A 9,060-nucleotide genomic window follows, 5' to 3' on the forward strand; every position below is an offset into this window, starting at 1 on the left:
CGCCCCTCCCTCAGCGAAGGACCCCGAGGAACCCCATGGCACTCCACCCCGAAGCCGCAGCGCTTCTGGCCCGCTCCCACCGGCTCGGCTCCGACCCCCGCAACACGAACTACGCGGGCGGCAATGCCTCGGCCAAGGGCTCCGCGCCCGACCCGGTCACCGGCGACGACGTCGAGCTGATGTGGGTCAAGGGCTCCGGCGGCGACCTCGGCACCCTCACCGCCGAAGGGCTCGCCGTGCTCCGCCTCGACCGGCTCCGCGCGCTGCGCGGCGTCTACGCGGGGGTGGAGCGCGAGGACGAGATGGTCGCCGCGTTCGACTACTGCCTGCACGGCAAGGGCGGCGCGGCCCCCTCCATCGACACCGCCATGCACGGCCTCGTCGACGCCCCGCACGTCGACCACCTGCACCCCGACTCCGGGATCGCGCTGGCCTGCGCCGCCGACGGGGAGAAGCTGACCGCCGACTGCTTCGGCGACACCGTCGCCTGGGTTCCCTGGCGACGCCCCGGATTCCAACTCGGCCTGGACATCGCCGCGGTGAAGGAGGCGAACCCGCAGGCCATCGGCTGCGTCCTGGGCGGCCACGGCATCACCGCCTGGGGCGCGACCTCCGAGGAGTGCGAGGCCAACGCGCTCCGCATCATCCGCACCGCCGAGACGTTCCTGGCCGAGCGGGGCAGGTCCGAACCGTTCGGACCGGTGATCGAGGGGTACGAGGCGCTGCCCGAGGCCCGGCGCCGTGAGCGGGCCGCCTCCCTCGCCCCGTACGTACGCGCCCTCGCCTCCCGGGACCGCCCTCAGGTGGGGCACTTCGACGACTCCGCGGCGGTGCTGGACTTCCTCGCCCGCACCGAACACCCGAGGCTCGCGGCCCTGGGCACCTCCTGCCCGGACCACTTCCTGCGGACGAAGGTCAGGCCCCTGGTCCTCGACCTGCCGCCGAACGTCGAACCGGCCCGTGCCGTCGAGCGGTTGGGCGAGCTGCACGCCGCCTACCGGGAGGAGTACGCCGCCTACTACGCGCGCCACGCGGAGCCCGGCTCGCCCCCGATGCGGGGCGCCGACCCGGCGATCGTGCTGGTCCCCGGGGTGGGGATGTTCAGCTTCGGCAAGGACAAGCAGACCGCGCGCGTGGCGGGCGAGTTCTACCTCAACGCCATCAACGTGATGCGCGGCGCGGAAGCCGTCTCCTCCTACGCGCCGATCGAGGAGGCGGAGAAGTTCCGCATCGAATACTGGGCCCTGGAGGAGGCCAAACTCCGCCGGATGCCGAAGCCGAAGCCGCTGGCCACCCGGGTCGCCCTGGTGACCGGCGCGGGCAGCGGCATCGGCCGGGCCATCGCCCGCCGCCTCGTCGCGGAAGGCGCCTGCGTGGTCGTCGCGGACCTGGACGCGAAGAGCGGGGCCGCCGTCGCCGAGGAACTCGGCGGCCCCGACCGGGCGGTGGCCGTCACGGTCGACGTCACCAGCGAGGAGCAGGTGGCCGGCGCGTTCGCGGCGGCGGCCCTCGCCTTCGGCGGCGTCGACCTGGTGGTCAACAACGCGGGCATCTCGATCTCCAAGCCCCTGGCCGATACCACGGTCCGCGACTGGGACCTCCAGCACGCCATCATGGCGAGGGGTTCCTTCCTCGTCGCCCGCGAGGCCGCCCGCGTCATGCGCGCCCAGGGCTTCGGTGGCGACCTCGTCTACATCGCCTCGAAGAACGCCGTCTTCGCCGGTCCGAACAACGTCGCCTACTCCGCCGCCAAGGCCGACCAGGCCCACCAAGTTCGACTGCTGGCAGCCGAACTGGGCGAGGACGGTATCCGGGTCAACGGAGTCAACCCCGATGGCGTGGTCCGGGGCTCCGGCATCTTCGCCGGTGGCTGGGGCGCCCAGCGCGCCGCGACGTACGGGATCGAGGAGGAGAAGCTCGGCGAGTTCTACGCCCAACGGACTCTGCTCAAGCGGGAAGTGCTGCCCGAACACGTCGCCAACGCCGTCTTCGCCCTCACGGGAGGCGAGTTGACCCACACCACCGGACTGCACATCCCGGTCGACGCCGGGGTCGCCGGAGCCTTCCTGCGATGAGCGGCGCCGGTACGAAGACCTTCGCGGCGGTCGACCTCGGCGCTTCCAGCGGCCGGGTCATGGCCGGCCGCGTCGGCCCCGACACCCTCGACCTCACCGAGGCCCACCGCTTCCCCAACCGGCCCGTCCGCCTCTCCGAGGGGCTGCGCTGGGACATCCTCGGCCTGTACGGGGGCGTTCTGGACGGGCTCCGCGCGGCGGGCCCCGTCGACTCCGTCGGCATCGACAGCTGGGCCGTGGACTACGGGCTCCTCGACGCCCGCGGGGCCCTGCTCGGCAACCCCGTCCACTACCGGGACGCCCGCACCGAGGGGGTGCCCGAGCGGGTGTGGGCCACGGTCCCGCCCGAGACCCTCTACCGCGCCACCGGCATCCAGTACGCCCCGTTCAACACCCTCTACCAACTCGTGGCCGCCCGCGACACTCCCCAACTCCTTTCTGCAAAAAGGCTGTTGCTGATCCCCGACCTGATCGCGTACTGGCTCACGGGGGAGCAGGGCACCGAGCTCACCAACGCCTCCACCACTCAGCTCATCGACCCGCGCACCGGCGACTGGAACCGCGATCTGGCCGGCCGCCTCGGTATCGACCTCGCGCTCTTCCCCCCGCTGCGCCGCCCGGGCGACCCGGCGGGCGCGCTGCTCCCGGCCGTCCGGGAGCAGACCGGGCTGCCCGGCCCCGTACCGGTGACGGCCGTCGGTTCCCACGACACCGCCTCCGCCGTCGCCGCCGTCCCCGCCCGCCGGGGGGAACGGTTCGCCTACCTCTGCACCGGGACCTGGTCCCTCGCCGGCCTCGAACTCGACGCACCCGTCACCACGGAGGCGAGCCGCGCCGCGAACTTCACCAACGAGTTGGGCGTCGACGGAACCATCCGCTTCCTGCGCAACATCATGGGCCTGTGGCTGCTCCAGGAATGCCTGCGCGCCTGGGGCCGGGAGGGCGACCTCGCACCCCTGCTCGCCGAGGCCGCCCGCGCGCCCGCCCTGCGGTCCGTGGTAGACGCAGCCGCACCCGGGTTCCTCGCCCCCGGAGCCATGCCCGAACGCATCGAGGCCGCCTGCCGGGCCACCGGCGGTCCGGTGCCCCGTACACCGGGGGAGACCACGCGCTGCATCCTCGACTCGCTGGCCCTCGCCCACCGGCGGGCGATCCGCGAGGCGCAGCGCCTGGCCGACCGCTCGGTCGACGTGGTGCACATCGTCGGCGGCGGGGCGCGCAACGCCCTGCTCTGCCAACTCACCGCCGACGCCTGCGGTCTGCCCGTGGTCGCGGGCCCCGCCGAAGCGGCCGCGCTCGGCAACGTCCTCGTCCAGGCGCGCGCCCACGGGCTGCCCGGCGACCTGGCCTCCACCCGCGAACTCATCGCCCGCACCCAGCCCTTGACCCGCTACGAGCCGTCGGGTGACCCGGCGGCCTGGGAGGCGGCGGAGCGCCGCACCGAAGGCGCGCGCCCTCTTTGTTCCTGACCCTGTCCCATCCCCTTTTTTCTCCTCGCCGAATCGGAGCCGAGTGTGATCAGCCGACGACGACTGCTCAGCACGACCGCCACCGCCCTGGGAAGCACCCTCATCGCCGGAGCCATCCCACCCGCCCAGGCCGCGGAACGCGGCGTGAAAGGGGCCAAAGGCCTGCGGGTGGGCGGCTCGACCGCCGAGTACGTGAAGAACCCGCTCGGCCTCGGCGCCGCCCGCCCGCGCCTCGGCTGGCCGCTCACCGCCACCGCGCCGGGCCGCACGCAGAGCGCCTACCAGATCCGTGTCGCGCTGAGCGAACGCGCCCTGGAGCGGCCCGACGTGTGGGACAGCGGCAAGGTCGAGTCCGCCGATTCGACACAAGTCATCTACGGCGGACCGGAGTTGCGCTCCCGCACCCGCTACTACTGGACCGTGCGGGTCTGGGACGACCGGGGGCAGGTCTCCGCCTGGTCCGCACCCGCCTGGTGGGAGACCGGCCTCACCGAGGCCTCGGACTGGTCCGCCGACTGGATCGGGGCGCCCGCCTCCCTCGTCGGCGCACCCGCCCTGGACGAGGCCTCCTGGATCTGGTTCCGGGAGGGCGACCCGGCGAGCAGCGCCCCGGCCGCCACCCGGTGGTTCCGGGGAGCGTTCGACGTACCGGACGGGGTGACCCGGGCCCGCCTCGTGCTCACCGCCGACGACGGGTACGTCGCCCACCTCGACGGCACGGAGGTGGCACGGGCCGAGCCCGACGAGGTCGCCAGGGCCTGGAGCCGTCCCTCGGTCACCGAGGTCACCGACCGGCTCGCCCCCGGCCGCCACGTCCTCGCCGTCGCCGCGACCAACGAGGTCACCGGCCCCGCCGGACTGCTCGGCGTCCTGGAGCTGACGACCGCCGACGGCGTGCGCACCATTGCCACCGGCGCCGACTGGAAGGCCACCGACGCCGAACCCGCTCGCGACTGGCAGGCGTTGGACTTCGACGACAGCGACTGGCCCGGCGCCAAGGTCCTCGTACCGTGGGGATCGGGCCCCTGGGGCAAGGTCGCCCCCGCCTACGCCCCCGTCGCCCAACTGCGCCACGAATTCCGGCTCCGCCGCAAGCCCGTCGAGCGGGCCCGGCTCTACTCCACCGCCCTCGGCCTGTACGAGGCCCACCTCAACGGCAAGCGCGTCGGCACGGACCGGCTCGCGCCCGGCTGGACGGACTACGCCAAGCGGATCCAGTACCAGACGCACGACGTCACCGAGTTGCTCAGCTCCGGGACCAACACCCTCGGCGTCGAGCTGGCGACAGGGTGGTACGCGGGCAACGTCGGCATGTTCGGCCCGCATCAGTACGGCGAACACCCGGCATTTCTGGGGCAGTTGGAGGTGACCTACCGGGACGGCACCACCGAGCGGGTGCTGTCCGGCACCGACTGGCGGGCCGCCACCGGCCCCATCACCCTGGCCGACCTCCTCACCGGCGAGACCTACGACGCCCGCCTGGAGACCGACGGCTGGCTGCGCACCGGCTTCGACGACGCGGCCTGGGCGAAGGCCGTGCCCGCGGAAGAGGAGGTCACCGGCGAACTGGTCGCGGAGCCCGATGGACCCAGCCGCGTCATCCAGGAGCTGAAGGCGAAGAAGATCACCGAACCCCGCCCCGGCGTCTTCGTCTTCGACCTCGGCCAGAACATGGTCGGCACCGCCCGCCTGCGCGTCACCGGCCGCGGCGGCACCACCGTGCGCCTGCGCCACGCCGAGGTGCTGAACCCGGACGGCACCGTCTATACCACCAACCTCCGTACCGCCGCCGCGACCGACCACTACACCCTCAAGGGCGGCGGCCGGGAGACGTACGAGCCGCGCTTCACCTTCCACGGCTTCCGCTACGTCGAGGTGACCGGCTACCCGGGCAAGCCGCCGCTCGACGCGATCGTCGGGCGGGTGATCCACACCGACGCGCCCCTCACCATGGAGTTCGAGACGAACGTCCCGATGCTCAACCAGCTCCACAGCAACATCACCTGGGGACTGCGCGGCAACTTCCTCTCCATCCCCACCGACACCCCCGCCCGCGACGAGCGCCTCGGCTGGACCGGCGACATCAACGTGTTCGCGCCCACCGCCGCGTACGCGATGGAGTCCGCGCGCTTCCTCGGCAAATGGCTGAGCGACCTCCAGGACGACCAGACCTCCGACGGGGCCTTCACGGATGTCGCCCCCCACGTCGAGGGCCTCGGCGCGGGCTCGGCCGGCTGGGGCGACGCGGGCGTCACCGTCCCCTGGGCCCTCTACCAGGCGTACGGCGACACCCAGGTGCTGGAGCGGGCCTGGCCCTCGATGCTGAAGTGGCTCGACTATCTGGAGGAGAACAGCACCGGACGGCTGCGGCCCGCCACCGGATACGGCGACTGGCTCAACATCGCCGACGACACCCCCAAGGACGTGATCGCCACCGCCTACTACGCCCACAGCGCCGATCTCGTGGCCCGCACCGCCCGCGTCCTGGGCAAGGACCCGGCCCCGTACACCGCCCTGCTGTCCGAGATTCGCGAGGCCTTCCGTACCGCCTACGTCACCGATGGCGGCCGGGTGAAGGGCGACACCCAGACCGCCTACGTCCTCGCGCTCTCGATGGACCTGCTGAGCACGGCGGAACGCGCCACCGCCGCCGACCGGCTCGTCGCCCTCATCGAGGCGAAGGACTGGCATCTGTCCACGGGCTTCCTCGGCACCCCGCGCCTGCTCCCCGTCCTCATCGACACCGGGCACACGGACGTGGCGTACCGCCTGCTGCTCCAGCGGACCTTCCCGAGCTGGGGCTATCAGATAGACCGCGGGGCCACGACCATGTGGGAGCGCTGGGACTCCATCAAGCCGGACGGGAGCTTCCAGGACGCGGGGATGAACTCCTTCAACCACTACGCGTACGGCTCGGTGGGGGAGTGGATGTACGCGCACATCGCGGGCATCGCCCCCGCCGCGCCCGGCTTCCGCAAGGTCACCGTGCGGCCCCGCCCCGGCGGCGGCATCACCCGCGCCCGGGGCCGCTTCGACTCCCTCCACGGCCCGGTCACCACCGACTGGAAGACGGAGAAGGGCCGTTTCCAGCTGACCGTGGGACTGCCCGTGAACACCACCGCCGAGGTCTGGATCCCCGCCGCACGCGCCGAGGACGTCACCCACCCCGGCGCCCGCTTCCTGCGGATGGAGGACGGCTGCGCGGTCTTCGCGGTCGGATCGGGGAACCACCGCTTCACGGCCTGAGCACGCCAGGACGAGGCGGTACGCCGTACCGGCGGTCACGCACCGCCGGTACGGCGCTCCTCAGCCCTCCCGCCGGGACCGCCAGAGCAGCCAGATGAAGTACGGCGCACCGATCACGGCCGTGAGCAGCCCGACCGGGATCTGCGCCGGGGCGATGACCGTCCGGCCGACCACGTCGGACACGACCACCAGCAGCGCCCCGAGCAGCGCGCTCACCGGAATGACCCGCGCATGACTCCGGCCCACCAGGGCGCGGGCCGCGTGCGGGGCGACGAGGCCGACGAACCCGATCACGCCGACCGCCGCCACGGCGCCCGCCGTCAGGAGGACGGCGAGGCTCAACAGCCCCAGCCGGGTGGCCCCGATCCGCACACCGAGCAGGGCCGGCGTCTCGTTGTCCAGCCCGATCAGGTCCAGTTCGCGGCGCATCACCACGAGGACGGGCAGCGCCACGACCAGCCCCACCAGCACCGGAATCAGCTCGGGGAACGTCCGCCCGTACGTCGAGCCGCCCAGCCAGGCCAGCGCCTTCGTCTCGTTGTACGGGTCGGTGAGCACGATCAGCAGACTCACGCACGCGGCCGCACCCGCGTGGACCCCCATGCCGATGAGCACGAGGCGGTTCTGCTCCAGGCCACGGCGTGAGGCAAGACCGAACACCAGCGCCGCGGCCGCCGTCGCACCGGCCAGCGCGGAGCCGCCGATCAGCCAGAAGCTCGCCAGCGGTACGACGGTGAGGACGGCGACCGCCCCGACCCCCGCCCCGCTGACGACGCCGAGGACACCCGGCTCCGCGAGCGGGTTGCGCGACACCGCCTGGACGACGGCGCCCGCGACCGCCAGCGCCGCACCGGCCAGCAGGGCGGCGGCGACCCGGGGAACCCGCGTGTCCAGGACGTAACTGACGAACTGTCCCGACCGGCCGGCGAGCCAGTTGCCCACATCGCCCAGGAGCAGCGTCGCGTCGCCGAAGAGTGTCGCCACCACCACCGCGCCGAGCAGCCCCACGACCGTGGCCACCAGGGTGAGGACGAACGCGCGTCGGCTGCGCAGTTTGGCGAACGCCGTCGAGCCGCTGTCCGTGCCCATGTCGCGCGACCGGTAGGCCAGGACGATCAGGACGAGCGCGCCGAAGCAGGTCGTGACGATGCCGGTGGGCACCTCGGCCCCCGCCTGGGCGCCGAACACCGCGCGCAGCAGCACATCCGCGCCGAGCACCACAAGCACGCCCGCGAGCGCCGACGCGGGGAGGAACGCGCGGTGCCGGACCAGGCCCGGGATCCAGGTGCTGAGCAGCCGGACCGCCGCGGGCGCGCACAGGCCGACGAAGCCGACCGGCCCCGCGACCGCCACCGACACCGCCGCCAGCAGCACCGCGAGAGTCACCGCGGCGCTGCGCGTCAGCCGGGGGCTCACCCCCACGACCGCCGCACCGTCGTCGCCGAGGGCGAGGATGTCGAGGCGCCGGCCCATCAGCATGAGCCCGGCGAACGCCACGAGGGCGAGCGGAGTGAGCCGGTCGATGGACTGCATGCCGATCTGCGCGAGCGAACCCTCGCCCCAGGCGAACAGCCCGGTCGTCTGCTGGGAGCGCAGGAGCAGCATCGTCCCGCTCAACCCGGACAGCGCGAGGGTGAGCGCGGACCCGGCCAGCACCAGCCGGATGGGCCCGGACCCCGCCCGGGAGAGGCCGAGCACGACGGCCGCGGCGACGAGTCCGCCGAGGAACGCGGTGGCTCCGGCGGGCAGCGCGGGCAGGGAGATGCCGAACGCGGCAACCGTGACCACCGCGAAGTACGCGCCCGCGTTCACGGCGAGCGTGTCGGGGGAGGCCAGCATGTTGCGCGACACCGACTGGAGGGCCGCGCCCGCCGCGCCGAGCGCGCACCCGACGAGGAGGCCCGCGGCGAGCCGGGGCAGCCGGGAGTCCAGGACCACGGCGGCCGTCTGCTCGTGGGCGGTCCGGTCGGACGCGGCCCCGGTGGCCAGTCGCCAGAGCGTGTGCAGATCGACGGCGGCGGTGCCCTGGCTCACGTGCGTCAGCGCCAGGGCGCCCAGGGCGAGCAGCCCCGCGAGTCCGAGAAGGAACATCCGGCCGCGACGGGCCGGTTGGCCGGCCGCCGCCGGGGACACGTCCCCGGCCGGACCGGCCGCGGGGCGGCCCCCCCCCCCCCGCGCGGGCCGCGGGGGGGGGGGGGGGGGGGGGGGGGTGGGGGGGCCCGGCCGCGCCCCCCCCCCCCCCCACGGCCCGGAGAAAATCAAACCCCGCG

At 73.7% G+C, this 9,060-nt stretch carries 4 protein-coding genes; 3 read left to right on the forward strand and 1 reads right to left on the reverse strand.

The features are described from left to right. Positions 1-35 precede the first annotated feature (35 nt). From JS521_RS30390 to JS521_RS30400, 3 genes are read left to right on the forward strand one after another with little or no spacing between them, the layout of a single operon-like run. The gene (locus JS521_RS30390) at positions 36-2,075 is read left to right on the forward strand and encodes a bifunctional aldolase/short-chain dehydrogenase (protein ID WP_205086147.1); all 2,040 of its coding nucleotides are present in this window, start codon (positions 36-38) and stop codon (positions 2,073-2,075) included. Continuing rightward, complete coding sequence (locus JS521_RS30395) at positions 2,072-3,544, forward strand: rhamnulokinase (protein WP_205086148.1); 1,473 nt, start codon at positions 2,072-2,074, stop codon at positions 3,542-3,544. Before JS521_RS30390 ends, JS521_RS30395 begins: the two co-directional genes overlap by 4 nt. 45 nt (positions 3,545-3,589) lie before the next feature. Further along, complete coding sequence (locus JS521_RS30400; protein WP_205086149.1) at positions 3,590-6,790, forward strand: alpha-L-rhamnosidase; 3,201 nt, start codon at positions 3,590-3,592, stop codon at positions 6,788-6,790. 60 nt (positions 6,791-6,850) lie between these two features. On the opposite strand, the gene JS521_RS30405 is transcribed toward JS521_RS30400, so the two are convergent. Continuing rightward, positions 6,851-8,881, reverse strand: coding sequence for an iron ABC transporter permease (locus tag JS521_RS30405; protein ID WP_239488054.1), 2,031 nt, complete (start codon positions 8,879-8,881; stop codon positions 6,851-6,853). Between the last annotated feature and the right edge of the window lie 179 nt (positions 8,882-9,060).

The sequence above is a fragment of the Streptomyces durocortorensis genome (assembly GCF_016901035.1).
Lineage (GTDB): Bacteria > Actinomycetota > Actinomycetes > Streptomycetales > Streptomycetaceae > Streptomyces > Streptomyces durocortorensis.

What these genes read in the sequence shown, in the direction of transcription:
- JS521_RS30390 (WP_205086147.1), top strand. Translation starts at nt 36, where the DNA reads ATGGCACTCCACCCCGAAGCCGCAGCGCTTCTGGCCCGCTCCCACCGG.
- JS521_RS30395 (WP_205086148.1), top strand. Translation starts at nt 2,072, where the DNA reads ATGAGCGGCGCCGGTACGAAGACCTTCGCGGCGGTCGACCTCGGCGCT.
- JS521_RS30405 (WP_239488054.1), bottom strand. Translation starts at nt 8,881, where the DNA reads ATGTTCCTTCTCGGACTCGCGGGGCTGCTCGCCCTGGGCGCCCTGGCG.